The 25,071-nt window shown below is 64.4% G+C and carries 27 protein-coding genes, 1 tRNA gene and 2 pseudogenes; 17 read left to right on the top strand and 13 right to left on the bottom strand.

The window, feature by feature from the left end; translation table 11 throughout:
- Positions 1-580 precede the first annotated feature (580 nt).
- The gene (locus IVA91_RS07980) at positions 581-1,033 is read left to right on the top strand and encodes a VOC family protein (RefSeq protein WP_247281005.1); all 453 of its coding nucleotides are present in this window, start codon (positions 581-583) and stop codon (positions 1,031-1,033) included.
- Positions 1,034-1,320: 287 nt separating this feature from the next.
- Positions 1,321-1,959, top strand: a complete 639-nt coding sequence (locus IVA91_RS07975; RefSeq protein ID WP_247417520.1) for a glutathione S-transferase — start codon at positions 1,321-1,323, stop codon at positions 1,957-1,959.
- A gap of 125 nt (positions 1,960-2,084) precedes the next feature.
- Here the strand turns inward: IVA91_RS07975 and IVA91_RS07970 are convergent, their stop codons facing one another.
- Genes IVA91_RS07970 through IVA91_RS07960 form a run of 3 tightly spaced genes read right to left on the bottom strand, consistent with a single transcriptional unit; the run spans position 2,085 to position 2,827 of the window.
- Positions 2,085-2,252 carry a hypothetical protein gene (locus IVA91_RS07970; RefSeq protein ID WP_247281003.1) on the bottom strand — a complete coding sequence of 56 codons (168 nt, stop codon included), beginning with the start codon at positions 2,250-2,252 and terminating at the stop codon, positions 2,085-2,087.
- 6 nt (positions 2,253-2,258) lie between these two features.
- On the bottom strand, positions 2,259-2,516 hold the full coding sequence (locus tag IVA91_RS07965; protein WP_247281002.1) for a hypothetical protein: 258 nt from the start codon (positions 2,514-2,516) through the stop codon (positions 2,259-2,261).
- Between the two features lie 56 nt (positions 2,517-2,572).
- Positions 2,573-2,827 (bottom strand): PilZ domain-containing protein, encoded by a 255-nt coding sequence (locus IVA91_RS07960; protein ID WP_247417522.1) that lies wholly within the window; start codon positions 2,825-2,827, stop codon positions 2,573-2,575.
- A 223-nt stretch (positions 2,828-3,050) separates the two neighbouring features.
- Between IVA91_RS07960 and IVA91_RS07955 the strand changes: the two genes are divergently transcribed.
- The 6 genes from IVA91_RS07955 (at position 3,051) to IVA91_RS07930 (ending at position 7,580) form a co-directional block, all read left to right on the top strand.
- A tRNA-Glu gene (locus IVA91_RS07955) sits at positions 3,051-3,125 on the top strand.
- A 210-nt stretch (positions 3,126-3,335) separates the two neighbouring features.
- Complete coding sequence (locus IVA91_RS07950) at positions 3,336-3,962, top strand: PilZ domain-containing protein (protein WP_247281000.1); 627 nt, start codon at positions 3,336-3,338, stop codon at positions 3,960-3,962.
- Positions 3,963-4,059: 97 nt separating this feature from the next.
- Positions 4,060-4,332 carry a hypothetical protein gene (locus IVA91_RS07945; RefSeq protein ID WP_247280999.1) on the top strand — a complete coding sequence of 91 codons (273 nt, stop codon included), beginning with the start codon at positions 4,060-4,062 and terminating at the stop codon, positions 4,330-4,332.
- Between the two features lie 238 nt (positions 4,333-4,570).
- Positions 4,571-5,611 (top strand): PrsW family glutamic-type intramembrane protease, encoded by a 1,041-nt coding sequence (locus IVA91_RS07940; RefSeq protein WP_247280998.1) that lies wholly within the window; start codon positions 4,571-4,573, stop codon positions 5,609-5,611.
- Between the two features lie 71 nt (positions 5,612-5,682).
- Positions 5,683-6,261, top strand: coding sequence for an HdeD family acid-resistance protein (locus tag IVA91_RS07935; protein ID WP_247417525.1), 579 nt, complete (start codon positions 5,683-5,685; stop codon positions 6,259-6,261).
- Between the two features lie 233 nt (positions 6,262-6,494).
- Complete coding sequence (locus IVA91_RS07930; protein WP_346015470.1) at positions 6,495-7,580, top strand: 3-deoxy-7-phosphoheptulonate synthase; 1,086 nt, start codon at positions 6,495-6,497, stop codon at positions 7,578-7,580.
- A gap of 71 nt (positions 7,581-7,651) precedes the next feature.
- Here the strand turns inward: IVA91_RS07930 and IVA91_RS07925 are convergent, their stop codons facing one another.
- Genes IVA91_RS07925 through epmA form a run of 3 tightly spaced genes read right to left on the bottom strand, consistent with a single transcriptional unit; the run spans position 7,652 to position 10,093 of the window.
- Positions 7,652-7,906, bottom strand: coding sequence for a hypothetical protein (locus IVA91_RS07925; protein WP_247280996.1), 255 nt, complete (start codon positions 7,904-7,906; stop codon positions 7,652-7,654).
- A 43-nt stretch (positions 7,907-7,949) separates the two neighbouring features.
- Positions 7,950-9,044: a lysine-2,3-aminomutase-like protein gene (locus IVA91_RS07920; RefSeq protein ID WP_247417527.1), complete on the bottom strand. Its 1,095-nt coding sequence runs from the start codon at positions 9,042-9,044 to the stop codon at positions 7,950-7,952.
- Positions 9,041-10,093 (bottom strand): EF-P lysine aminoacylase EpmA, encoded by a 1,053-nt coding sequence (gene epmA / locus IVA91_RS07915; RefSeq protein WP_247417529.1) that lies wholly within the window; start codon positions 10,091-10,093, stop codon positions 9,041-9,043. The genes IVA91_RS07920 and epmA overlap by 4 nt, the downstream gene beginning before the upstream one ends.
- Before the next feature lie 162 nt (positions 10,094-10,255).
- On the opposite strand from epmA, the gene efp reads away from it, so the two are divergent.
- The 3 genes from efp (at position 10,256) to IVA91_RS07900 (ending at position 13,539) form a co-directional block, all read left to right on the top strand.
- Positions 10,256-10,822, top strand: coding sequence for an elongation factor P (gene efp, locus IVA91_RS07910; RefSeq protein ID WP_027572324.1), 567 nt, complete (start codon positions 10,256-10,258; stop codon positions 10,820-10,822).
- A gap of 24 nt (positions 10,823-10,846) precedes the next feature.
- Positions 10,847-12,469: a M23 family peptidase gene (locus IVA91_RS07905; RefSeq protein WP_247458528.1), complete on the top strand. Its 1,623-nt coding sequence runs from the start codon at positions 10,847-10,849 to the stop codon at positions 12,467-12,469.
- An 83-nt stretch (positions 12,470-12,552) separates the two neighbouring features.
- Positions 12,553-13,539 carry a DUF808 domain-containing protein gene (locus tag IVA91_RS07900; protein ID WP_247458525.1) on the top strand — a complete coding sequence of 329 codons (987 nt, stop codon included), beginning with the start codon at positions 12,553-12,555 and terminating at the stop codon, positions 13,537-13,539.
- A 30-nt stretch (positions 13,540-13,569) separates the two neighbouring features.
- Here the strand turns inward: IVA91_RS07900 and IVA91_RS07895 are convergent, their stop codons facing one another.
- A complete protein-coding gene (locus IVA91_RS07895; protein ID WP_247458524.1) occupies positions 13,570-14,073 on the bottom strand; it encodes a cupin domain-containing protein in 504 nt (167 codons plus the stop codon).
- 21 nt (positions 14,074-14,094) lie between these two features.
- A complete protein-coding gene (locus tag IVA91_RS07890; RefSeq protein ID WP_247280990.1) occupies positions 14,095-14,574 on the bottom strand; it encodes a carboxymuconolactone decarboxylase family protein in 480 nt (159 codons plus the stop codon).
- 54 nt (positions 14,575-14,628) lie between these two features.
- Between IVA91_RS07890 and IVA91_RS07885 the strand changes: the two genes are divergently transcribed.
- Positions 14,629-15,153: a MarR family transcriptional regulator gene (locus tag IVA91_RS07885; RefSeq protein ID WP_247280989.1), complete on the top strand. Its 525-nt coding sequence runs from the start codon at positions 14,629-14,631 to the stop codon at positions 15,151-15,153.
- On the opposite strand, the gene IVA91_RS07880 is transcribed toward IVA91_RS07885, so the two are convergent.
- The gene (locus IVA91_RS07880; protein WP_247280988.1) at positions 15,150-15,401 is read right to left on the bottom strand and encodes a hypothetical protein; all 252 of its coding nucleotides are present in this window, start codon (positions 15,399-15,401) and stop codon (positions 15,150-15,152) included. The two genes, IVA91_RS07885 and IVA91_RS07880, sit on opposite strands and share 4 nt — an antisense overlap.
- A 60-nt stretch (positions 15,402-15,461) precedes the next feature.
- Positions 15,462-15,722: a hypothetical protein gene (locus IVA91_RS07875; RefSeq protein WP_247417539.1), complete on the bottom strand. Its 261-nt coding sequence runs from the start codon at positions 15,720-15,722 to the stop codon at positions 15,462-15,464.
- A gap of 145 nt (positions 15,723-15,867) precedes the next feature.
- On the opposite strand from IVA91_RS07875, the gene IVA91_RS07870 reads away from it, so the two are divergent.
- A complete protein-coding gene (locus IVA91_RS07870; RefSeq protein ID WP_247417541.1) occupies positions 15,868-17,097 on the top strand; it encodes a lytic murein transglycosylase in 1,230 nt (409 codons plus the stop codon).
- 5 nt (positions 17,098-17,102) lie between these two features.
- Here IVA91_RS07870 and IVA91_RS07865 read toward each other — a convergent pair.
- From IVA91_RS07865 to recJ, 3 genes and pseudogenes are all read right to left on the bottom strand, one after another.
- Positions 17,103-17,893, bottom strand: a pseudogene (locus tag IVA91_RS07865) (aldolase).
- A 92-nt stretch (positions 17,894-17,985) separates the two neighbouring features.
- The gene (locus tag IVA91_RS07860) at positions 17,986-18,795 is read right to left on the bottom strand and encodes a glucose 1-dehydrogenase (RefSeq protein WP_247417543.1); all 810 of its coding nucleotides are present in this window, start codon (positions 18,793-18,795) and stop codon (positions 17,986-17,988) included.
- Positions 18,796-18,901: 106 nt separating this feature from the next.
- Positions 18,902-20,743: a single-stranded-DNA-specific exonuclease RecJ gene (gene recJ, locus IVA91_RS07855; protein ID WP_247417546.1), complete on the bottom strand. Its 1,842-nt coding sequence runs from the start codon at positions 20,741-20,743 to the stop codon at positions 18,902-18,904.
- Positions 20,744-21,015: 272 nt separating this feature from the next.
- Between recJ and IVA91_RS07850 the strand changes: the two genes are divergently transcribed.
- From IVA91_RS07850 to IVA91_RS07835, 4 genes and pseudogenes are all read left to right on the top strand, one after another.
- Positions 21,016-22,095 carry a methyl-accepting chemotaxis protein gene (locus tag IVA91_RS07850; RefSeq protein ID WP_247417547.1) on the top strand — a complete coding sequence of 360 codons (1,080 nt, stop codon included), beginning with the start codon at positions 21,016-21,018 and terminating at the stop codon, positions 22,093-22,095.
- Between the two features lie 359 nt (positions 22,096-22,454).
- A pseudogene (locus IVA91_RS07845) lies at positions 22,455-22,891 on the top strand (hypothetical protein).
- Positions 22,884-24,116: a biotin/lipoyl-binding protein gene (locus tag IVA91_RS07840; protein WP_247280980.1), complete on the top strand. Its 1,233-nt coding sequence runs from the start codon at positions 22,884-22,886 to the stop codon at positions 24,114-24,116. The pseudogene IVA91_RS07845 and the gene IVA91_RS07840 overlap by 8 nt, the downstream one beginning before the upstream one ends.
- A gap of 204 nt (positions 24,117-24,320) precedes the next feature.
- A complete protein-coding gene (locus IVA91_RS07835) occupies positions 24,321-25,064 on the top strand; it encodes an SDR family oxidoreductase (RefSeq protein WP_247280979.1) in 744 nt (247 codons plus the stop codon).
- Positions 25,065-25,071: the final 7 nt, after the last annotated feature.

Here is a 25,071-nt window from a genome sequence, read left to right as displayed (position 1 = left end):
CATCTGCTGGCTCAGGCTCTCGTTGTGGCAAATCCTGGCCATCCTCTTCGCCCGACCCCAAATCAATCCAGCCTGAATTCAGGGTTCTTCACGGACGACTAATTGTCTTATTGCCGTCGCACGACCCCGGCTCGACATAACTTGCCAGAATAACCTGGGCCTGTTTGACGGCTACCCTCACGCGATCCGGTTTCACGGCCGGTACTCTACTTACACTGTGGAAGCTAAAACGCAGATAGGAACGGCGCGTTCCTTTGCTCAGCCCCTCGAATGAGCTGGCGCGCAACAACCCTTCGGATGTGATGTCGCGATACTCCACGTCAGCGTAGAACTTCGGCTCGACTCTGACGGGCGTGTCCGAAGGTCTTGGCCAGCGGGCTACAGGAGATCGAAGGCGAACTACAACAAGCGATCCCGATCGCCCCCTTCGGTTCACGTTGGTTGGTGTAGTTCACCAGCTGTATTCCGCTCACGCACACGTGCGCCCGCCCCCTGCCCCTCCTCCCCTTTTCCTGCTATCTCCTAGCCCCGCCGTCCCGGCCCATAGCAAGACCCTCCATACGTCCAGGGAGCAACAACCATGCGATACCTCCACACCATGCTGCGCGTGCGCAATCTCGATGTCGCGCTCAAGTTTTACCAGGATGCGCTTGGCTTGAAGGAGGTGCGGCGGATCGAGAACGACAAGGGGCGCTTCACGCTGGTGTTCCTGTGCTCGGCGGACGATCTTGAAGGCCTGAAGAAGCAGCCGCAAACGCGCGGCGCGCCGCTGGTCGAGCTCACCTGGAATTGGGACGAGGAGAAGTACGGCGAGGATCGCTTCTTCGGCCATCTCGCTTATGAGGTCGACGACATCTACGCCACCTGCGAGAACCTGATGAAGGCCGGCGTCACCATCAACCGGCCGCCGCGCGACGGCAACATGGCCTTCGTCCGCTCGCCCGACCTGCACTCGATCGAGCTGTTGCAGAAGGGCGAACCGAAGCCGCCGCAGGAGCCTTGGGCATCGATGCCGAATACCGGTCATTGGTAAGACCCAGCAGGAACAAGCCCTCTCGCCCGTCGTTCTCTTCCCAACGAAGCCGATTGGAGGAGGATGCGATGGCGAGAGGGCTGTTGCTGTGGATGCTTGGCGTGCCGATTCCGGTGATCATTCTGTTGTGGCTGTTCTTCGGCCGCTGAGCGTCGCGTTGAATTTGCAATGAAGGCTCCGCCCCGGGCGGAGCTTTTTGCATGATGGGCTCGGCGCAATCGCGCATCGCTCGATGAGGCGAATTCCGCTATCACGCGCGCAAACGACAACGCCGCGGGAGACGCCTCATGCCTGACACCAAACTGACGATTTGGGGCCGCGCCAACTCGGTCAACGTGCAGAAGGTGCTGTGGTGCCTCACCGAGCTCGGCCTGCCCTACGAGCGCATCGATGCCGGCATGCAATACGGCAAGACCCGCGAGGCCGGGTATCTGGCGATGAATCCCAATGCGCGGATTCCGACGCTGGTCGAGGGCGATTTCGCGCTGTGGGAGTCCAATTCGATCATGCGCTATCTCTGCCTCGCGCATGGGCGCAGCACGCCGATCTACCCGGAGCCGCCGAAGCTGCGCGCCTCGGTCGACCGTTGGCTCGACTGGACGCTGTCGACGGTGCAGCCGGTCGATCGCCCGGTGTTCTGGGGCATCGTTCGCACCGCGCCCGCCGAGCGCGACGTGCTCCAGGTGCAGCGCGATGCCGATGCCGCTGCCGAGGTTTGGGCCATCGCCGACGGCCTGCTCGCCTCGCGCCGTTTCATCGAGGGTGATGCGTTCACGCTCGCCGACATCGCGATCGGGTCCTATGCGCGGCGGTGGCTCGGAGTCGAAGGCATCAGCCGTCCGGCCCAGCCGCACCTCACGCGCTGGCTCGCCGAGCTCGGCAAGCGGCCCGGATTCGCGCAATTCGTCGCACCGCCGATGTCGTGACCGCTGACGCGGCGTAAGTTGCGATGATCGCGCGAGGAATCGTCGTCGCGGCGCAAGCGCCAGGCGTCACGGCAGCACTTGATGGCTACTGTGCATGGGGTTGTTTTCGCATATTTTGTTGGGCCCTAGAGCCAGCCGCGCTCGACCAGCAGCACGCAGATGATCAGCATCAGCGTCACCGCCGCGGTGGCGAGCCGTGCGGTCCAGCTGAGGCCACGGCCGACCCACCACAGCAGCGCGCAGTACATCAGCACGGGGACGAGGATATCGAGCCGCAACAGGTCCGCCGACATGGGCCTTTAGCGCCGGATGCTGGTGTCGACGCTGACCGAGCCGCCGACCTTCACGCAGGTCCCGGTGCCCTCGACCATGACGAAGCGCGGGCCATAGGAGGCGCAGGAGCCGGCCTTTCCTGCACCGTCCGTGCCCTTCAGCGGCAGGATCTTGCCGGTCTCCTTGCCCGCCTGCGGCCGCTCGGCGGGAGGCAGGCGCAGGCTCTCCGCTGCGTTCGCGGATACGGCAGCAAACGAGATCAGGATGAGGAGCGGCATGCGCATGGCCGCCTTGTAGCCCGGACGGGCCGTGCGCGCCACCGGATCGGCGCGCAGCGATGTCAGAGGAATTTGATGCCGGCCGACTTGCCGCGGCGCCAGACCACCTGGCAGCTTCGCCCGGTCCGCGCATCGCGCGCGAAGGCCATCCGGATCACCCCGGGAAGCTGGCTCGCATCCTCGTCCATCGTGATCTTTGCGCCCGTATCCGAGATGTCCTGGACCAGGCAATGCCGCGCCGCGAATCCGCCGTCGAGCGTGATCCAGGCGTGCCGCGACAGCAGCTTGCGCTCTGAGCGCTTCTTGGGCGGTGGCATCGGAAAAATCTCCCACTCCAGCGCTACTCAGGGAACCCTAAGAAACCGTTGAATTCGCCCCCTGATCATCCCGGCTCGGCGCTATCCACCGGGAGCAAAAGAGCGTTCCCGAACGGCTTGCCCGGGAGCGCAAAGGCCACTATACGTTCGCGCGCTGCAAGCCGCCGGGCACTGTTCGGCCGGCCAGCGGCCGTGCCGCGGAAAGCGGCGGGGCCCTGCGTTTGCTCCCTTCGTCTATCGGTTAGGACGCCACCCTTTCACGGTGGAGAGAGCGGTTCGATTCCGCTAGGGAGCGCCACGCTCTATCGAGCTCCCGCCTCTTCAGCCTGCCATTTCGGGGCAAGGCGCGCCTGATGGCACGCCGCCTGCACGTCATCAGCCCAATGTCCGACCGATCCGCGCATTTACCGGAAATTTACCCCTGCTCCTGCGCGACGGTATCGTTTGCTTAGAATTTGGCCATTACCGTCGAACTACGGAAATCACCCTGAAACCCCGGTTGGCGTTCATGTCTGTTGCAGAGTTCCTGAGGCAGCGTGCAGTGGAAGTCACCTTGAACGGCAGCTACTCGCTGCCGCGCTGGTATGATTGCGAAGGCAAGCTGCGCAGCTTCGCCTGCCGCACTAAGCGCGTCTCGCCCTTCCGCATGATCGTCGACGTACCGGTGGTCGGAAAAGTCGGCGAGCGCTTGACCTCCTACTTCCAGGATTTCGGCGAATTCCAGTGCACGATCAGCGCGACGCTGAAGTCGGGCTTCCTGATGGAGCTCGAGATGACGCGGGCGCGGCGCGCCTGGATGTCCGAAAAGCTAACCTGGCTCGAGAAAAAACAGAAGGACGCCAGCGTCCAGGAGCTGCGGCAAGACGCGCGTTTCGTTCCGCAAGTCCCGCACACGTTCCTGACGCTTGCCAACGGCAGCACCCATTCGTGCTTCATCATCGACGTCTCCACCGCAGGCGTCGCGATCTCCTGCGAATACGACCCGCCGATTGGAACCCCGCTTGCGGTCGGCGCCTGCGTCGGGCGCGTGATCCGCAAATTCCACCACGGCTTTGCGGTCAAGTTCGCCGAGAAGCAGTCCCGGGACGACCTCGTCCGGCTGATTGTCCGCACGCCCATGCTCCAGTCGGCCTGAGAAGCCGGGCAGATCGCTGCCCTATCGCGGCCCCATTGCGGGATCAGTTTTTGCGGATCCGGATGTCACATTTGCAGACTTGCGATCGGGGGACCGAATGGCAGTCGACAAGATCACGATTGATAAAGTCACAGTTGATAAGATCACTTGGGACAGGGTTGGCCGGGTCACCGAGCCCGGACGCTACATGTATACCTTCGGCTGGCTCACCATCACCGCCGGCGATCTCGAAATCTGGAAGCAATACCCGCAGGCCGCCTTCACGCTGCTGGCGCAACCAGCCGAGCCGGACGATTCCGTTGGCGCGGAATTCCATCTCGGAGCCTTCGATATCGCCCCCAGCGGGCCATCGCCGTTCACCACCCATTGAGCGAACAAACCCACCCATTCGCTTGATCTGATTTATCAATCAGATCCGACGACGGGGCGCGCTGCGACAGGTGACGAGCTGGCTTTGCCATGCAATCGATGATGCTCACATTTGGCGTTGGGCGCCCTGATGAACGCTGGCTGTCGCGCTCGTTAAGCGAGCCGACAGCGAGCGCATGACACATGGTCGCACCGGTGAATGTAGATAAGCTCATCAAGGGAACCTATTTTCGGCGCCGATGTACCTGATTGAAGCGCTACCCACTGTCATCGGAACTGCCGCCGTCGCGCCTGCGCTGCTGATGCTGTGGCTTGTCATCGCCGCCGAGGAGCGCCCGGGCCCGCCCGCCCAGGTCTGGACCGCCTTCCTGCTCGGGGCGGCCAGCATCTCGCTGCTGGGCCTCGCCCGCGCGCCCTTCGCCAGGATGGTCGCAGCGCCCGACGATCCCTGGGCGGCGCTCGCCATGCATTCGGTCTTCGGTGTCGCGCTGCCGGAGGAAGCCGTCAAGGTGATCGCCATCGTGCTGGTCTCCTCGACCAAGCGGCGGACCTTCGCCAATCCGATGGACACCGTGGTCTATGGTGCCGCAGTCGGCCTCGGCTTTGCCGCTTACGAGAACCTTGCGTATCTCGTGCAGCATGCCGAGATGTGGCGCTCGCTGGCCGCCCTGCGCAGCGTGCTGACGGTGCCGTTCCACGGCGCGCTTGGCATCATCGCGGGCGCCTACCTCACCATTGCCCGCGCCGGCACAGCGCTCGGAGCCAACCGCCACCATCGCGACTGGGCCCGCCTGTCCAGCCGCCTGCTGATCTTCGCCGGCCCACTCGCGCTGCATTCGGCGTTCGATTTTCCGCTGCTGACTCTCCAGCGCATGCCGGATCTGGACCCGACGCTGCGGATGTGGCTGGGCGCGGCGAGCCTGTTGATCGGCTTCAGCTCGATCGCGTTCGCCATCCGCCTGGTCCGGCGGGTCGCGCGCCATCACGCGCCCCGGACCGACGTCGCCCGCGAGCGGCTCAGCCAGCTGCGCCGGATGTGGGCGCTGCTGCTTGCCGGCGGCGGCGTCGGCTTCCTGGGCCTCGCCTTCGTGCTGACCTCGCTCCATCACTGGCTGATCAATCCCGAGCGCAATCTGACGCTGGCGCTGATCCCGATCGGCCTCACCTCGATCCTGCTCGGTCTTGCACTTCTGATTGTCACGACCGCGATCTACATTCTCGGCCGCAACCGCATCCGCACCAGCGCCGAAGGTTTTTCCTCGGCGCCCGGCGGGGGATAACCCTCGCGGGATGGCCAGCGCGACATGCACCTAGTAGATTGAGCCCAGCCCTCTCGTCCCGGAGCCTGCCGATGACATCGCCCGAGGAGTTTTCACGGATGCAATCGGCGATGAGCCAAACGGTGAAGGCGCATTGGAAGGCCTTTCTGTTCGAAGGCATCCTCCTCGCCGTTCTCGGCATTGCCGCGCTGATCCTGCCGCCCCTCGCGAGCCTTGCGACCGCGATCTTCCTCGGCTGGATGTTCCTGATCAGCGGCATCGGCGGATTGATCGCGACCTACTGGGCGCGCAGCACGCCGGGGTTCTGGTGGTCGCTGATCTCGGCCGCGCTGGCGGTGCTCGCCGGCGGAATTCTGCTGGCGCGGCCGATCCAAGCGGTGCTGACGCTGACCATCGTGCTCGGTGCCTATTTTCTCGCCGAAGGCGTCACCACCATCATGTACGCACTGGAGCACCGTCGCGAGCTAAGCAGCCGCTGGTCATGGCTCCTGATCTCGGGCCTCGTCGACATCGCGATCTCCTTTATGGTGATCGCCGGACTGCCAAGCTCGGCGGAATGGGCGATCGGCGTCCTGGTCGGTATCAACCTGCTGTTCGGCGGCGCCACCCTGATCGGCATGGCCCTGGCGGCACGCAAGAGCAACACCTGACACGCTCGTTGCGCCGTGTTCTGTTTTGGGGGTGACAACCCGCCAGCGCCGCGCTATATGGCCTGCCATGATCACCGTCGCCACCAGCTATTTTTGGTACTTTAGCTACGACAGCTCGCTGGCGGCGGGAGGATCGCGCTCAATCTGACACATTGCAGCAAACGTCCGAACAAGCCGCCAGACCTGGCGGCTTTTTTATTGGCCGGCAGGTTCTTAACAGACAGGAGCCCGCCGTGCTGAGCACGACCGACGATCTTCGTATCCGCGAACTGAAAGAGCTGAACACGCCGGAAGAGGTGATGCGGGAGGTCCCGCGCACGCTCACCGCGACGCGCGTGGTGATGGCAGCGCGCAATGCCATCCATGCGATCCTCAACGGCCAAGACGACCGCCTGCTGGTCGTGGTTGGCCCGTGCTCAGTGCATGATCCCAGGGCCGCGCTCGACTACGCCGAGCGCCTCGTACGCGTACGCGAAGACCTCGCCGACCAGCTCGAGATTGTGATGCGGGTCTATTTCGAGAAGCCGCGCACCACGGTCGGCTGGAAGGGCCTGATCAACGATCCCGATCTCGACGGCAGCTTCGACATCAACAAGGGCCTGCGTCTGGCGCGCAACGTGCTGTCGGCGGTGAACAATCTCGGCCTGCCCGCCGGCACCGAATTCCTGGACATGACGACGCCGCAATACATCGCCGACCTGGTGTCATGGGCTGCGATCGGCGCGCGTACGACCGAGAGCCAGATCCATCGCGAACTGGCGTCGGGGCTGTCCTGCCCAGTCGGCTTCAAGAACGGCACCGACGGCAACGTGCGGATCGCCGCGGACGCGGTGAAGTCGGCCTCGCATCCGCATCATTTCATGGCGGTGACCAAGCTCGGCCGCTCGGCGATCGCCTCGACCGCGGGCAACGAGGACTGCCACATCATCCTGCGCGGCGGCAGCAAGCCGAACTATGACGCGGCAAGCGTCGCGGCCACCTGCAACGAGCTGACCAAGTCCGGCGTTGCGCCGCTCGTGATGATCGATGCAAGCCACGCCAATTCGAGCAAAAAGCCGGAGAACCAGCCGCTGGTGATGACCGATATTGCCGGCCAGATCTCAAGCGGCGAGAACCGCATCATGGGCGTGATGATCGAGAGCAATCTGGTCGCCGGCCGTCAGGATGTGGTGCCCGGCAAGCCGCTTACCTATGGACAGAGCATCACCGACGGCTGCATTGACTGGACGACCACGGCCGCCGTGCTTGAGCAGCTCGCCGATGCAGTCGAGATCCGCCGCAACACCCAGCGCGCTGGTCTGCACGAGCGATCGGCTTAGGACGTGACGAGGCGAAGTGTCAGTCGGGGGCTCAATTCTTCACCTCTCCCCGCCGGGGAGAGGTGCGGTTCCTAGCAGCCCCGGCAGATGCTCTTGATCTTCTTGTCGAGCGCCTGGTTTTCCTTGCTCAAAGGATCATTGGCGTCGCTCAGATTTTTTTCGCTCGGCACGTCAGCCGCGCGCGGCTGGCGGTGACCGACGGGTGCCGGCAACACCGTTCCAGAGGTGGCGCCGCCCGATGTCGAGCCCTTGGAGCCGCCGGTCTGTGCAACCGCCGCGCCACCGAGCAAGACCACGAGCGATGCTGCCACCATGATCTTTTTCATGTCCGCTTCTCCATTCTCAAACCGACGCACGCTCCAGCACCGCTCATGTTTCCGGCGGATAGAGATGAACGTCGCCGCAATAGTCCATGATACGATAGCGCGTTTCGGCTCCCGCTTCACCCGCATCGCCTGCGGTATTTTGTGCCACCACCACATAATTCGGCCCGACCGGCGACTTGCCGGCGCCGCCGGGAATATCGACGACATAATCAGGCTGACACAGCCCTGACACCCGCCCACGCAACTGCCGCATCAACTCCTGCCCCTGCGCCAGCGTGGTTCGCAGATGCGCAGTGCCCGGCGCGAGATCGCCATGATGCAGGTAATAGGGTTTGATCCGGCATTCGACGAAAGCTCGCATCAAATCCGATAGAGCAGCGACGTCGTCGTTGACGCCGCGCAAAAGCACGGACTGGCTCACCATGGGAATGCCGGCATCGACGAGCCGCGCGCAGGCGGCGCGCGCCGTTCCGGTCAGTTCCCGCGCATGGTTGGCGTGCAACGCGACCCAGGTGGTCGCTCCCTCGACCTTGAGCGCGGCGACCATCTCCTCGCTGATGCGCGCGGGATCGGCCACGGGCACGCGGGTGTGAAGACGGATGATCCTGACGTGATCGATTCCCGCCAGATCGGCCATGATCTCGCTCATGCGACGTGGCGACAGCATCAGCGGATCGCCGCCGGTGAGGATGACTTCCCAGATCTCGCCATGCGCGCGGATGTAGTCGATCGCTGCGCGATAGGCGCTGTCCGAGAGTGCGTTTTCCTTACCTGGCCCGACCATCTCCCGGCGGAAGCAGAAGCGGCAATAGACCGCACAGACGTGAACCAACTTGAACAGCACGCGATCCGGATAGCGGTGCACGATTCCGGGAACCGGCGAGTGCGGATGATCGCCGATCGGATCGGCGCTCTCGCCCGGCTGTGCGTCCAGTTCGGCCGCGGTCGGAACGAACTGCCGTGCGATGGGATCGGCGGGATCGGCGGTGTCAATCAGCTCGACCAGCGCCGGCGTAATCGCCACCGCATAGCGCGCGGCAACGCGCTCCAGCGCCGGCAGCGTCGCTGCGGGCGCCAGGCCTTCGGCGACGAGCTCAGCCGGCTCGCGCAAAGTGCGTGCAAGATTGGTCTTCGTCATGCCTCACCCGCAGGCGGTGTCCACACCACCTGATCAATTCGCGATGCGCCGCTCGCCAGCATGACCAGCCGGTCGAAGCCGAGCGCGACGCCGCTCGCCTCCGGCATCGCAGCGACCGCGGTCAGAAAGTCCTCATCCAGCGGATAGGCCTCTCCGTAGCGGCGCTGCTTCTCCGTCATCGATTCCGCGAAGCGCTTGCGCTGCTCCTCGGCGTCGGTGAGTTCGCCAAAGCCGTTGGCAAGCTCGACGCCGCAGGCATAGACCTCGAACCGTTCCGCAAGCCGCGGATCATCAATCTTCACCCGCGCCAGCGCCGCCTCTGGAGATGGGTATTCGAACAGAATCGTCAAACGGCCCTGCCCCAGATGCGGCTCGACATGTTCAACCAGAACCTTGCTGAAGATGTCCGACCAGGTGTCGTCCTCGGCCACACGGACCTTGGCACCGGCCGCCTCGGCGAGCGCGGCACGGTTACCCTCGCCGCCCGAGATTGTCGACAGCAGGTCGATGCCGGCGAACCGCTCGAACGCCCCCGCGACCGTCACAACCTCTGGCTCGGCGAAGGGATCGGCGGTCCGGCCTCGGAACGAGAAGGTTCCGATGCCGGTCGCCCGCGCCGCACGGGCAATGACGACGACGGTGTCCGCCATGATGGCGTCATAGGGGGCGCCTGAGCGGTACCATTCCAGCATGGTGAATTCGGGCAGGTGCAGGTCGCCGCGCTCGCGGTCTCGGAACACACGGGCAAACTCGAAAATCCGCGTCTCGCCCGCCGCCAGCAGCTTCTTGCAGGCGAATTCCGGCGAGGTTCGCAGGTAACGGCTCGCGCGGCTGCCGTCCGGCCGCATGATCTCGGTCCGGGGCGCGTGCAGATGGGTCTCATTGCCGGGCGAGATCTGGAGGACGGAGGTTTCGACCTCGACGAAGCCCTGCTCGGCGAAAAATCCCCGGAGAGCCGCGGTAATGGCCCCCCTGGCCTGGAGGAAAGGCTGCCGGTCGCGGTGCCGCCCGGGCGACCAGAACGGCGAAATCGGCTTGTCCCCAGCCATTAGCCGATTGCCCCTCGGAACAGCAAAATGCTGGCATCCAACGGCAAAATCAGTATGTTGCGGCCCGAAACGGGCGCCGAGGTCCGATTTGAGGCCCCAAGTCCCCCATCCATTCGACCACGTCCTGGCCGGTGCCGGGCCAAGCAAGCAGGAAATACAGCTTTGAGAGTCATCGCCAGTTCTATTCGCAAGGGCAACGTGATCGAGCAAGACGGCAAGCTTTATGTCGTCGTCAGCGCCGAGAACATCCATCCCGGCAAGGGCACCCCGGTCAGCCAGATCGAAATGCGCCGAATCTCGGACGGGGTAAAGATCTCCGAACGCTACAAGACGACCGACCAGGTCGAAAAGGCCACGATCGAAGAGCGCAACTACACCTACCTCTATGAGGACGGTGACGGCTACCATTTCATGAACCCGGAGACTTACGACCAGGTCCAGGTCTCCAAGGATGTCGTCGGCGACGCTGCTGCCTATCTTCAGGAGAGCATGACGGTCAAGCTGTCCATGCACGACACCAACCCGGTCTCGATCGCGCTGCCGCAGCGCGTGACGCTGGAAGTGGTCGAGACCGAGCCGGTGACCAAGGGCCAGACTGCCTCCTCCTCCTACAAGCCCGCGGTGCTCTCCAACGGCGTGCGCACCACCGTGCCGCCGCACATCACCGTCGGCACCCGCGTCGTGGTGATGACCGAAGACGGCTCCTACGCCGAACGCGCCAAGGACTAACGGGGAACAGAGCGATCGCAACAGGTGCCGCCGGGGGGCGAGACAGTGGTTGGGAAAGCTTTCCGCTTCGTCTCGCAACTCCTGGCGTCGCTTTCGCTCCTCATTGCCACCCCGCTTGCTGCGGAAGAATTTCGCAGCCCCTCGCTCACGGCCCTGCGCGTCGATTGGCGCGCAGCGCTCGACCAGTTCCGCGCCGAGATCAATAGTCGTCCGCGGGTCGCGGACGATTTCATTGTCGCGCCCCGCCGTTCGGTGCCGCGCCATGATCCGCGCGCAATACCCGCGTTGGTTCAGCTCAACGCGGTCTCCTCGCAATTCTTCACTGGCATCGCCCGCAGCCCCGTGCCGGTGCTGCTACCGTTCGACGCCGCCGCGTATCTCGAGGCGCAGCGCAACGGCGCGCCGGCTATGCTCGCGCTGTCGCGCTACCAGGCTGAATTCAATCCCGTCGACATGTTCGACGCCGGCCCCGCCGGCTACAGCGCGACGTTCTCGTTCGAGCCTGGCGCCGGCGACGGCATGCCGAGCCGGGTGTACGCAAGGCCGGTTGAGGTGCAGATCACGGGCTCGGCGCTCGTCTATGACATCGCCGATCCCTCTGGCGGCAAGGGCGAGCCGGTCAAACCCCTCGCAGCAACCTATCCAGACCTGCGCAGGTTCATCCGGGAAGGCTATCTGCGCTATGCCTTCACCCGTTTCGGCGTTGCCTATGTGGTGTCGATCCAGTGCCTTGACAGCATCGCCAAGCCGCGGCGGCTCGCCTGCAAGGAAGCCTATCCGGTCGCAGAACGCTTCCTGAAGGCGCTCCGGATCGCGGGCGGGCAACGGATGCGGCCTCTGATGGACGTTGCCTCTAACGTCCTCGATCGTCCGGCCGGACGCTCGGCAGATTTCAGCTATCGACCGAGCGGCGATATCATCCCGAATACGGGCTATCGCAAGCAAGGCGGCCATCCCGACGTGATGGCCTATGCACAGATCCGCTTTCCGCTCGAAAAGGCGCCGGCCTTCGTGCGCTCGCAATCCCATGGCAGGCGTGACAGGAGCGACAGCCCGACCGCCTATCCCTGGCGCGACAATTTCTGCGAGTCCCGCAGTTTCGAGGTCTGGCAGTGCGCCGGCGGATATGGTCACCAGGGCGAGGATATTCGCGCCGCCGATTGCCCGCCGCCCGGCGACGGCCGCGAGCCCTGCGATCCCAAGCGGCGCGGTGTCGTCGCCGTCCGCGACGCGATCGTGATCCGCTCTGCCAAGGACCAGGCTGTGACGCTGCAAGTCAACAGCCGCACCGAGCACATCCGCTTCCGCTACATGCACATGAACCCGCAGGCGCTGAACGCCGATGGCGTGCTCAATGGCCGCATCGTCACCGAAGGCGAGAAGATCGGGGTGATCTCGAACTATCTCGACCATCCCGCCGGCACCTCGATGCATTTGCATTTCGACGTGCAGGTGTTCACCCGCGACGGTTGGATCTGGGTCAGTCCCTACGTCACGCTGGTCTCGGCCTATGAGCGCCTGATCCGCGCCCGCGGCCGCGAGATCGGCCCGGAGGTCGCAGGCACTCCGCAGCCCGTGGCACACGCGCTGCCGGAAGATGTGATCAAGCAGGACCTGCGCGAGGGCTCGAGCGGCGAGGAGAATTGAGGACTTGCTCGTTCCAAGCCCAGGCGGAGCAAGAGCGTGTCGTCGCGCACACCGCCGGCTCGAACGAAGAAGGGAAAGGGTTTATGAGTGTCGGACTGATCGGTCTTCTCGACGATATCGCGGCGATTGCAAAGGCGGCAGCAGCCTCGCTCGACGATGTGGCGAGTCAGGCTGCCAAAGCGGGCACAAAGGCGGCTGGCGTGGTCATCGATGACGCGGCGGTCACGCCTAACTTCGTCACCGGTTTTGCCTCGAAACGCGAACTGCCGATCGTCGCTAAGATTGCGGTCGGATCGCTACGCAATAAGTTGCTGCTTCTGCTTCCCCTTGCCCTGCTGCTTGGCTATTTCCTTCCTGCCGCGGTCACGCCGCTGCTCATGCTGGGCGGAGCCTTTCTCTGCTACGAGGGTGCCGAGAAGGTGCTCGAGGCCATGATGCCGCATCATGCGCGCCACCACGAGGCTCAGCTCCAGCCGATTGCGCTGAATGCCCGGTCGGTCGAGGACGAGAAGGTCGCGAGCGCCATCAAGACAGATTTCATCCTGTCGGCGGAGATCATGGCGATCACGCTGGCAGCCCTCCCGGCGGGGAGCATCTGGACGCAGGCGCTGGTGCTTGCGCTGGTTGGCGTCTGTATCACTGCCGGGGTCTACGGTGTGGTAGCCCTGATCGTGAAGGCGGACGATGTCGGCATGGCCCTTGCCCGCTATGACAGCGCCTCCGTCACTGGCGGCGCGATCCGCTTACTTGGACGCGCGCTCGTCCGCGGTATGCCCACCTTCCTGGCGGTGCTAAGCACCATCGGCACCGCCGCCATGATCTGGGTCGGCGGCGGCATCATCCTGCACGGCATTGAGAAATATGGCCCACCCGAGGTCGGCCGCACGATCCATGTCGCAACCGAGGCTGCCGCACATGTCCTTCCATCCGTTGCCGGCATCATCGAATGGTCGGTCGAAGCAGCCATCTCAGGCGTACTCGGACTGCTTGTCGGCGCACTTGCGATTCCGGCAGTCGAATACGGTCTCTCACCCCTGTGGAAACGGTTGAGGCGATCGCAGCCAACCTGAACAAATGCGGTCGCGGGCTAGGAGTGCCAGCTACTCCAAGAACGTCGTCAACTGCGCGCCCTCATCCGCCACGAACACCGCGATCAATTCCGCCGGCTCTGTTGTACTGGCATTGGCGGAGACGAGATGTGTCGAGGCCGGCGGCTCGAAGAAGGACTCGCCGACGCCGAACGTCTCGATCGGGCCGCCGCCGAGTTGCGAGCGGATCTCGCCCTTGGTGATGTAGGCCGTCACAGAGCCCGCGTGACGATGCGGCCGCGAAAACCCGCCCGGACCGTAGGACACACGCACGATGGTGACGCGCTTGCCCGGGACGTTCGGCAGCGCGTAGGACCCGATCGGCTCGACCTTGTCGAGCGGCGAACCGTCCGCAGCCGTGGCGCAGAGCGGCGCCAGTGCGCCTGCCACAGTGTCGATCGTCACCGGCAGCGCCTTGCCGATTGCGACTGCGCAGGCGAGCCCGCCGAGGGCGGCGATCGCCATTGAACGAGATGCTATCGGGCGCTGCGCAGCGGCCAAACTCATTGCTGTCATGCTGACCTCCCCGCGCTGCGATCAGGATGCCGCGGCATTCGTGGCCACAGGCCGCTTGGCCGGCGTCCAGCGATACGCCGCACCAAACCGATTCCAGACGTTGATCGAGGCAACCGCCGAGGTCAGGTAGGTCAGCTCGGTTTCGGAGAACTCGCGCTTTGCCTCCGAATAGACCTCCTCGCTGACGCCACCGGGAAGCATCGTCAAGGCCTCCGTCCAGGCCAGCGCCGCGCGCTCGCGCGCGGAAAAGATCGGCGCCTCGCGCCAGACCGCGACCAGATGGAGCTTGTCGGTGGAAACCCCGATCCGTTCCGACAGAAGGACGTGATGCTGCACGCAGAAGGCACAGCCGTTGATCTGCGAGGCGCGCAGCTTGACGAGTTCGATGAGCTGCTTGTCGAGACCGGCCTTGGTTGCAAGCTGACCCAGCGCCAGCACCAGATCATAGACATCGGGCGCGAGGCGCTTGAAATCCTCGTATTCGCTGCGGGCCTGTGACATTGCCGTTCACCTCGTATTATTGTAAGCGTGCTTATATCTTATAAGAGCTCTTATATGTCACACAAGACCGCTGCCATCACAAGATCGAAAACCGCGCGCACGGCGCCCGCCGGCGACGTCGCCGTGCGTGTACCCGCTCCCGGCGAAGGCAAGCGCGGCGAGCAAGGCTATCTCGGCTATCTGCTGCGCCAGGCCCACGCCGCGGTGCGGCTGAAAATGGAGCGCACCCTCGCCGATCTCGGCGTGACCTCGCCGCAATTCGCGGTGCTGACCATGCTCAACGCCTATCCCGGCCTGTCCGGCGCCGACGTCGCCCGCCTCACCTTTCTGACCCCCCAGACGGTCGGCGTCATCATCCGCAACCTCGAACGCGACGGCGCCATCGCAATGACGCCGCATCCGGTCCATGGCCGCATTCAGCAATGGACGCTGACGCCGCGGGGCGCGACGCTGCTAAAGGCGTGCCGGCAACGTGTGCTCGAATTGGAGAAGCGCCTCGCTCTGGGTTTGGACAGCAAGACGGAAACGACGATCCGGCGCTGGCTCGCCGGGGTCGCGGCCGAGCTGCAGGAGGATTAGCCGCCCTTCAACGCGTTCTTGACCTCGCCGTCGGGCCAAGTCTCGCCTGCGGCAATCACCCGCACGCGGGTTCGGTCCGCGGCATTGACCAGCACATGCGAACTCACCCGGTCGCGGCTCGGCTCCAGGTGCAGATCGGTTTCGGGCTTCCAGCTCAGCGTAGTCGCAAGATCGCCGGGAAAGATCTGCCATTGCGATCCGTCGTCGAGTTCGACGACATGGCTTTCCGCGTGTGCGTGTATCTTCATTCCACCCCGATTCTATTCGCCGAGTGCGGGCCCCGGCCGCAGGCCGAGGCCCATGCTCCGTCAATCGTTGTCGTGATGAATGACAGTCTTCTCGCGATTGCCGAATTCATCTTCCTTCTTGATCACCGTGGTGCGGTCGGCGGGCTCACGCTCTTTGATGACCGTGGTGCGGTCGCGATCTCGGTCGCGCTCGCGATATTCAGGGGACTGACCAACCGTCACGCCGGCGCCGGCCGGCCCGACGTGAACGCCGACCTCGTCCGCGAATGCGGGCGCCGCGATGGCGGTGGCCATGGCGGCGGCAAACAGATATTTCCTCATCTTCTCCTCCTCGTTGTCGCAAGGGGAATGCGAGGCTGCGACGATTTGTTCCGACGGAACGATTGATCCTGCCGCGCAAGATCAGCCGCAGCATCTGTTCCCGGAACCGACTCACGCACGCCATGTTTCAGGCTAGAATGTGCCCATGACGCACGCTGATTCCTCATCCTATCCAACTCGCCGCGCCCTGCTGCAATCGACGTTCGGTGCAGCGGCGTTGCTTGCATTCCCAAAACGCGCCCTCGCCGCGCCCCCAGGCTTCGATGAATGGCGCGAAGCCTTTCGCGCGCGCGCATTGGCCAAGGGCATTTCGGCAGCGACCTGGCAGCGCGCGATGGCGCGGCTCGAGCCGGACATGAGCGTGTTCAAGCAGATGCGCAACCAGCCGGAATTCCACGAGCAGGTCTGGCAATACATCAACCGCCGCGTCTCGGACTGGCGCATCATCAACGGAAAGATCGCGCTGAAAAACAACGAAGCGCTGTTCGCGCGCATCGAGCGCGATTTCGGCGTCGAGCGCGGCACGCTGCTGGCGCTGTGGGGCGTCGAGTCCGCCTATGGCGATCCCCTGGTGCAGCAGAACCATATGACCCCGGTGTTTCCCTCACTCGCCGCGCTCGCCTGGAACGAACCGCGGCGCAAGGCCTATTGGGAGACCGAGCTGATCAACGCACTGCGCATCGTCGACAAGGGCTGGAGCACGCCGGAGCAGATGCAGGGATCCTGGGCCGGTGCGATGGGCCATTCGCAATGGATGCCGGAAGTCTGGCTCAATGTCGGCATCGACTATGACGGCGACGGCAAGGTCTCGCCCTTCGGCAAGCCCGATGACGCGCTGGGCTCGACCGCAAAATATCTCGTCAATCGCGGCAAGTGGCATCGCGGCGAGCATTGGGGCTACGAAGTGCGCGCGCCCGGCAACATCAGCGGCAGCCGCACCTATGCGGCTTGGCAAGCGGCCGGTGTCACCCGCGCCGACGGCCAGCCATTCCCGCAACCGAATGCGTCGGCGCAGCTGTGGACGCCCGTTACGGGCGGGCCGAGCTTCCTGCTCGGACCGAATTTCTACTCGGTGAAGAGCTACAACCCTTCCATGAACTATGCGCTGGCGATCTGCCACCTCGGCGACCGCTGCCTGGGCGCGCCCCCCTTCATCCAGCCCTTCCCCGGCTCCGAGCGCGCGCTGACGCTTGCCGAGGTGCAGGAGATGCAGACGCGCCTGACCAAGGCCGGCTTCGATACCGGCGGCACCGACGGCCGCGTCGGCAACGACACGATGAAGGCGGTCAAGGATTTTCAGCAGCGCGCAGGGATCACGCCGGCGGACGGCTATGGCGGGCTGAAGGTGCTGGCGAGACTGCGGCAGGGATTGTAAGCGGCTCAGTGCCTATACTGCGGTTCTTCCGCGTCGAGCTGGCGGCGGATCGCGGCGAGATGCAGCCGCGCGGATTCGGAATCGCCTTCGCGCATCTGCCTGTAGGTTTCGGCGGCAACAGCCGGATCGACCGGCAGCACCTTTCGTCCGGTCGACATCGCCAGCACCTGCACCTCGGCTGCGCGTTCGAGGTAATAGAGATCGTCCCAGGCCTCGGCGATGGTCGGGGCCAGTACCATCACGCCGTGGTGCTTCATGAAGACGATATCCGCATCGCCGACGGCGGAGGCGATGCGCGCGCCCTCGCGGTTGTCGAGGGCAAGGCCGTTATAGTCGCGGTCCACCGCGGTGCGGCCGTAGAATTTCAACGCAGTCTGGCCGGCCCAGATCAGGGGCTCGCCCTCGGTCATAGAGAGCGCCGTCGCATAGGGCATGTGGGTGTGGAAAGCGACCTTGGCGCGCGGCAGGCGCTTGTGCATCTCGGCATGGATGTAGAAGGCCGTCGCCTCGGGCACGCCCTCGCCGTCGAGCACGTTACCGTGGAAGTCGCAGATAGCAGCTTTGACGCGGTCAGCTCGCGGAAGGCGTAGCCGTACGGATTGACCAGGAAGAGATCGTCATGTCCCGGCACCACGGCCGAGAAATGATTGCAGATGCCTTCCTCAAAACCGTTGCGCGCGGCCATGCGGAAGCAGGCGGCAAGATCCTCGCGCGCGGTGCGGATCGCCTCGGTGGCGAGGTCCGGCCGGTTCGAACGATGGGGCGCGGGAGAGGAAGCGTGAAGACTATGCGCCATGGAAGGACACCTATGTCGGTCGGAGCTGGCGCGTTGTACAGGGGCTGCGCCTGCGCGTCAGCCCCTGCCGGCGCCGCCCTGCCCTGCGCGGCTCATGCGCGCCGCGGCACGCCGCCGGCATTCATGCCGCCGTCGATGACGAGTTCGCTGCCGGTGACGTAGCGCGAGGCATCGGAGGCCAGATACAGCACGCCAGAAGCGATCTCCGCAGCCTGGCCGGCACGGCCGAGCGGCGTGACGACCTTGGCGCGCTCTTCTGGATCGATCGGCGCGTTCTGGCCGGCACCGGTCGCGCCGGTCGGGATCTTGCCCCAGATCGGCGTGTCGATGATGCCGGGATGCACCGAGTTGACGCGGATGCCGTCGCCAGCGGCCGCGCATTCCATCGCGATTGATTTCGCAAACAGCCGCACTCCGCCCTTGGTGGCCGAATAGGCCGACAGCCCGGGGGCACCGCGCAGGCCCGCCAGTGACGACATCATCACGATCGAGCCGCCGCCGGTCTTGCGCATCAAGGGCAGGCAACGCTTAACAGAGAGGAACACGCCATCGAGGTTGATGGCGTTCTGCTTGCGCCAGTCGGCCAGCGTCATGTCGACGATCGAGGGCACGGAGATGCCGATGCCGGCATTGGAGACCATGATGTCCAGCCGGCCGTAGCGCTTTGCGACCTCGGCGACGACCTCGATCCAGCGTTCCTCGCTGGTGACATCCTGCGCCAGGAAGATCGCCTTGCCGCCGGCCCTTGTAATCCGGTTGGCAAGCTCTGGGCCGCGCAGCTCGTCGATGTCTGTCGCAATGACGGTGGCGCCCTCGCGCGCGAACAGCTCGACGATGGCCTCGCCAATGCCGGAGGCGCCGCCCGTCACCAGCGCGACCTTGCCCTCAACCTGCCCTGCCATGTTCACTCCCTTTTTTGTTGTTTGAGCGATCTATTTTTTCGCATGATCTTGCCGAAAACCGCGTCGCACTGTGCGCTCACGAGGCCCTTCGGGTCCGGCTCGCGCGCTATCTAATCACGGATGGCCCCTGGTCCGGTAGCGCGACGTCGACGACGCGGAATTGCACACGCTCGACGCCCTGGTAGCGATCGACCGACAAAGATCCCGCGACATGCAATTGCTGACCACGGTTGGCGAGCAGCGCATTGCCGAGCTTCTGGCCGACCGAACGGAACGCGATGCCGTTGACGATGGCGCCGTCACCGGACTTGAAGCGCAGCCTCAAGTGCGCCTGGCCGACCTCATCGGCATAGACGAGCTGATGCGCCGGCAGGGCCAGCACGACTTCCGGATTGCCGCTGCCGAACGGGCCGGCGCGATTGAGAGTCGTCGCAAGCTCCGGCGTCACTGCGCGCGCGGAGACTGCGCCGTCGACATAGAGCTCGTTGACGTGCCGCGCCTCCGCGACGTCGCGCGCCAGCGCGCTCTCCAGATAGGCACGGAATTCGGCGAGCTTCTCCTTGCGCAGCGTGACACCCGCAGCCATCGCGTGGCCGCCGCCCTTGAGCAGAATGCCGTCAGTAACCGCTTGCCGCACCGCCTTGCCGAGATCGACGCCGGCGATCGAGCGGCCCGAGCCGGTGCCGATGCCGCCGGGCTCGAGCGCGATGGCAAAAGCAGGCCGGGAAAACTTCTCCTTCAGGCGTGAGGCGACGAGGCCGACGACGCCGGGATGCCAGCCTTCGGAGGCCGTGACGATGACGCCGAGCTTGTCTTCCAGGCCGATCGAGGCAAGCGCCTCGGCTTCCGCCTGCGCTTCGGCCGCCTGCTCGATGACGCGGCGCTCACTGTTGAGGCGGTCGAGCTCGGCGGCGATGCGTGCGGCCTCGACGCTGTCACCTTCGAGCAAAAGGCGCACGCCGAGATCGGCCCGACCGATCCGACCGCCGGCATTGACGCGCGGCCCCAGCATGAAGCCGAGATGCCAGGCCTCCGGCGGGCCGTTAAGCCGCGCCACGTCCATCAGCGCGGTATGACCGACATGGTCGCGCCGCCGCATCGCGATCAGCCCTTTTGCAACGAAGGCGCGGTTGAGGCCGATCAGCGGCGCAACGTCGGCGACGGTGCCGAGTGCGACGTGATGCAGCATGCCGAGCAGATCGGGCTCGGGCATCTCGGCGCCCCAGAAACCGCGCTGGCGCAGCTCGCGATTGACGGCAACCAGCGTCACCAGCACGAGGCCGACGGCGGCGAGATGTCCGAGGCCCGAGAGATCGTCGGGGCGGTTCGGATTGACCAGCGCATCGACCTCGGGGAGATCGAGGCCGCATTGGTGGTGGTCGATCACGACAACGGACATGCCGAGGCGCTTCGCCTCGGCCAAGGGCTCGATACTGGTGGTGCCACAATCGACGGTGACGAGCAGCGTGGCGCCCTTTGCCGCCAGCGCGCGCACCGCTTCGATGTTGGGGCCGTACCCCTCAAAGATCCGGTCCGGAATGTGGATCAGCGGATCGAGCCCGCAATGGCGCAGATGCCAGGCCAGCAGCGCCGCCGAAGTGGCGCCGTCGACGTCGTAATCGCCGAAGATCGCGACCCTTTCGCCCTTCCCCGCGGCATCCGCGATCCGCTGCGCGGCAGCTTCCATCTCCGTCACCGTGAACGGGTCCGGCAGCAGTTTTCGGATGGTCGGATCGAGGAAGTCCGGCACGGTGTCGATATCGACGCCGCGGCCGGCCAGCACCCGCGCCAGCAATTCCGGCAATTGGTGACGTTGCACGATCGCAAGCGCCTTGGCCGCGCCGCGCGCGTCGAGCCGGTCACGCCAGAGCTTGTCGGTGAGCGAGCGCGTCACCCCCAGGAACGCCTGGGGCGCTTCGACAGGCAAGGCAGTTGCGGGCGGGGTCATGAATGTTGATTGATTGAGGAGCCCGGACGGGTGGCAGCAGATTTGTCGGCAGGGACGATTGGCCCGGAATCGCCCTAGATATGCAATGCCTGCGCCGCACAAAGCGGTGGATTGCCTTTTAGCGGCGCGGAACTGACTATCATTTGGGCATTCCACGGAACCGCAAATTAAGCGGGCGTTAGGTGGAATCCTCGAAAAAGCTTTCCGTTCGATCTGTATCTTTGTTCCGGGTTCATTGCAGGTCAGACCTCATTGCCAAGGGAAGCTCCCCGATGTCTGCTGCGCTGGGTCTGAAAGCCAAGCCGATCACCGCCACCGAACCCGCTGATGATGATTCCGACATCTCCGCGCTGATCAACCGCCTGACCGCGGAGGTCAACCAGATCGCGGTCGACAAGACCAAGGCGATCCAGCAGATCACCAATCAGATGAAGATGCTCGCGCTGAACGCCCTGATCGAGAGCTCGCGCGCCGGCGCGCAGGGCGCGGGCTTTGCGGTCGTGGCGCAGGAGGTACGTGGCGTCGGCCAGCAGGTCGAGACCATCGCCCGCGAGCTCGAGACACAGCTGACCAAACGAACCGGCGACCTCGTCGCCTCGATCGACCGCATGAGCCAGCGCTCGCGCGGCGAGCGCATGGTCGATCTGTCGCTCAACGCTATCGAGCTGATCGACCGCAACCTCTATGAGCGCACCTGCGACGTGCGTTGGTGGGCGACCGACTCCGCCGTGGTCGATTGCGCGGCCTCGCCGGCCGCGGCGGCTGTAAACCACGCCTCGCAGCGCCTCGGCGTGATCCTCGGGGCCTACACCGTCTACCTCGACCTCTGGCTTTGCGATCTCGACGGCAACGTCATCGCCAATGGCCGCGCCGACCGCTTTCGCGTCGTCGGCCAGAACGTCGCCCACACCAAATGGTTTCGCGAGGCGCAATCCTTGCGCTCCGGCGACGACTATGTTGCCGGTGACGTCGAGAACCAGCCGCTGCTCGGCAACGCCCAGGTCGCGACCTATTGCGCCAGCGTCCGCAGCGGCGGCCAGGCCAACGGGGTGCCGATCGGCGTGCTCGCCATTCATTTCGACTGGGAGGCGCAGGCCCGCGCCATCGTCCAGGGCGTGCGCGTCGGCGACAGCGACAAGGCCCGCGTACTGCTGGTCGATTCGAACCTTCGCGTGATTGCCGCCTCCGACGGCCAGGGCATCCTCAGCGAGCGCATCTCGATCGCGCTGAACGGCCAGCGCTCCGGCTTCTACCACGACCGCACCGGCGCGCTGGTCGCCTTCCATGCCACCCCGGGCTATGAGACCTATCGTGGGCTCGGCTGGCACGGCGTGATCATCTGCGGGGCGTGAGGCGCCCCGCAAAGGCGGCGAATAGCCCCTTTTATCAAAACTCGCGAAAACAACCCCATGCACAGTAGCCAAAGGGTTGTCTTCCCTAATAGTTTTTGCACTCGCCAAAACTCTTTGACACGTCGGGCAAAACAGGAGCAATCTGTGACGATCGCCAAGGGTGCCAACACGGCACATTTGTCCTTGTCCGACAGCGGCCGTCTCAGGAACATTTCGTTGGACGCGGCGATCTAGTACACACCGAACGCAACGGCAGTCTCGACACGATCCTTGCTCCAGTTCCCGTCTTGGGAAACAATGCTGGGCAAAGTACGAGCCTCGCTCTGGGCTCTCAGGCTTCTTCTGGCAGGGGGACGAGCTTGAGCGAACAAATGCATCCGGCAGCGCCTCATCATCTGCCATTCTTCGTGCCTGGACCTGATGGATCGGACGCCCTGATGGTCGTCATGGCCATCTTCCTCATCGCGTCGTGTTGTGGGTGGGCACGCTCTATTGGAAGCTGCACAGCCTTCCGGAGCGCATGGCGCACCGATCGCAGAAGCTGCAATTCGAGATCGTCGCCGTTCTCGGCCTCATCTCGCTGTTCACGCACATGCACATCTTCTGGATCGCGGGCCTCCTGCTCGCGATGATCGACCTGCCGGACTTCTCGACGCCGCTGCGCACCATCGCCGGCTCGGTGGAGCGGATCGCCGATGCAGCGCCGCAGACGTCGCAATCAGCATCCGAAACCGAGCTGACCGGCAATTCCGGCACGAAGAGTGCGTCGAACGAGGGAGTCCAAGGTCATGCTTGAGCTCCTGCTCTGCTCGCTCGTGACGATCCTTCCGGACTACCTCTATCGGCGCTATCGGCAAGGTAAGCGGTTCGGCAAGGAGATCACCCTCTACTCGGTCTGGTTTGAGCTGAGGTGGGGCATTACCGGCTGCCTGATGCTGACCGTCGCGCTGATCACCATGATCTTCTACTATCATCCCTCGACCACGTCCGCGGCGCTCTACTTCCGCACCGTGCCGATCCTGCCCGAAGTGGCCGGCCGCGTCGCCGAAGTGAACGTCGATTACAGCGCGCCTGTGAAGAAGGGCGACGTCCTCTTCCGGCTGGACAGCGCCAAGCAGCAGGCGGCGCTCGAGACGACAAAACGAAAGGTCGCCGAGATCGATGCCTCGCTGATCAGCGCGCGGGCCGATGTGGTCAAGGCGGAAGCCCAGATCGCAGAAGCGAGGGCGGCCTGGCAGCAAGCGAGGGACGAGCTCGACACCAAGAGCGAATTGCAGCGGCGCAATCCTGGGATCGTGCCGCAGCGTGACATCGAGAAACTCCAGGTCGCCGTCGATCAGCGGCAGGCGGGCATCGATTCCGCCAGTGCCGCCAGGGAGGCTTCGGCGCTGCGGATCTCAACGCTTCTGCCGGCTGAGAAGGCGAGCGCAGAGGCCGCGATGGCAGAGGCGCAGGTGGACCTCGACAAGACTTCCATTCGGGCGGGGGTCGATGGGCGAGTGGAGCAATTCCTTCTGCGCACTGGCGATGTCGTCAATCAGATGATGCGGCCCGCCGGCCTCTTGATCCCAGAGGGCGCGGGCCGGCGCGTATTGCAGGCTGGCTTCGGCCAGATTGAAGCCCAGGTCATACGACCCGGCATGCTCGCAGAAGCGACTTGCATCTCGAAGCCCTGGGTCATCATTCCGCTCGTCATCACGGGCGTTCAGGACTATATCGCCGCCGGTCAATTCCGCTCGGGCGAACAGCTCATCGATCCGCAAAATCTTCGGCAGCCGGGCACGATCCTGGCATTTTTGGAACCGCTCTATAAGGGCGGGCTCGAGGGCGTCACGCCAGGCTCGACCTGCATCGTCAATGCCTATACGAGCAACCACGATGCGATTGCAGACCCAAAGACCGGCGCGCTCAAGGGATCTGCTCTGCATGTCGTCGATGCCACGGGGCTTGTACATGCCCTTCTGTTGCGCATTCAAGCGCTGCTGTTGCCAGTGAAGACGCTGGTGCTGAGCGGCCACTGATCTCCGAGATTTAAGGGAATGCTCCCAGACGAATTGTGTCGTATCGTAACGATCTCTCTGGAGCATTTTTCGGCAAGTCAGGCGCGTTCCAGGCAAGGGCCTGCCGATTGCTCCCGATAGAACAGGCGTTGGATCGTGATGCACGTAAGCGCGAGAGCAGGAATTGGCCTTTTCCCGCGCTCCGAAACACCGAGGAGACGTGCCATGAAGATCGTCGTGATCGGCGGGACCGGATTGATCGGATCTAAACTGGTGGCGAAGCTCAAGCAGCAGGGCCACGAGGCGGTGGCAGCCTCGCCAAGATCAGGCGTGAACGCCGTGACCGGGGAAGGTCTCGCTGCGGTGCTGGCCGGCGCCGATGTTGTCGTCGACGTCGCCAACGCGCCGTCCTGGGAGCCGACCGCCGTGCTCGATTTCTTCCAGCGTTCGAGCAAGAATCTCGTCGCGGCAGAAGCCGCAGCGGCCGTGAAACATCATGTGGCGCTCTCCATCGTCGGCACCGAGCGGTCGCCCGACAACGCCTATTTCCGTGCCAAGCTCGCCCAGGAGACCGTCATCAAATCCTCTTCGGTCCCCTACTCGATCGTGCGCGCCACCCAGTTCTTTGAATTCCTCGGCGCCATTGCCGAAACGGCTGTGACGGGCGGCAGGATTGTCGTTCCATCGGCGCAGTTTCAACCGATCGCGTCCGACGATGTGGTCGATTGTCTCGCGGAGATCGCAACGGGCCGGCCGCTCAACGGCACGATCGACATTGCTGGACCCGAGAAGGCCCCCTTCAATGAATTCATCGCGCGGCGCCTGAAGGCGTCCGGCGATGTCCGACCTGTGGTGGGAGACCCAAAGGCGCCCTATTACGGCGCTCTCATTGACGACACATCGCTGAATCCGCTTGGCGAGGCGCGGCTCGGGAAAACACCGCTCGCAACATGGCTCGCGAGTCTCTGAAGCTCCG

The organism is Bradyrhizobium sp. 153 (assembly GCF_023073835.1).
Lineage (GTDB): Bacteria > Pseudomonadota > Alphaproteobacteria > Rhizobiales > Xanthobacteraceae > Bradyrhizobium.
This window is presented reverse-complemented; position numbering and strand designations above follow the sequence as displayed.